2 pseudogenes are annotated in these 806 nt (G+C 39.1%); both read left to right on the top strand.

Going from position 1 to position 806, the window contains the following annotated elements:
* Positions 1-89: pseudogene (locus tag DLK05_RS16575) on the top strand (transposase); the annotation flags it as partial.
* A gap of 75 nt (positions 90-164) precedes the next feature.
* Positions 165-806: pseudogene (locus DLK05_RS16580) on the top strand (IS3-like element ISAba14 family transposase); the annotation flags it as partial.

An 806-nucleotide genomic window follows, 5' to 3' on the forward strand; every position in this document is an offset into this window, starting at 1 on the left:
CCGATGTATCTGCCTCCCTTATTAGTAAGGTGACGGATGTTGTCATTGAACAAGTGACAGAATGGCAAAATAGAACACTCGATAGTCTAGAGGTGGATCAGGAAATTTGAACAACACTTATAAGTGATATTTTGCTCCCCAAATGATGTTATAAACATCAATATATGGAGTATTTTATGGCACGTAGACCAAGAAGAAATCATTCAAATGATTTTAAAGCTAAGGTAGCACTTGCTGCGATTAAAGCAGAAAAAACACTTGCTGAATTGAGTGCTGAATTTGATGTTCATCAAAACCAAATTATCGACTGGAAAAATCAACTGATTTCAGCTTCCTCGCAAGCTTTCGATCAATCAAAAGCTCCAACAGAACCACCCATCGATCTAAAAAAACTACATGCAAAAATCGGTGAGCAGGCATTAGAAATTGATTTTTTAGAAGGTGTGTTGAAGAAACTGGGCCGCTTCAACCACAAAAGTTAATCGATGACTCACTTCAGATTTCAGTATCTAAGCAAGCTCAGCTGCTGAAAGTCTCCCGTGGTTGTTATTACTATCGCCCAAAACCTGTGAGTGCATCAGATCTGAAGCTAATGCGGTGTATGGATGAGTTACATATGCAATACCCTTTTGCAGGTAGCCGGATGATGCGTGATTTGTTGAATCGTCAAGGACATCATATAGGACGACGTCATACACGTACTTTAATGAAGAAAATGGGCATTAATGCGTTATATTGCAAACCAAATTTAAGCCAGGCTAATCAAGCTCACCGCAAATATCCATATCTGCTCAAAGGATTGGCTA

Source organism: Ancylomarina longa (assembly GCF_003996985.1).
GTDB lineage: Bacteria > Bacteroidota > Bacteroidia > Bacteroidales > Marinifilaceae > Ancylomarina_A > Ancylomarina_A longa.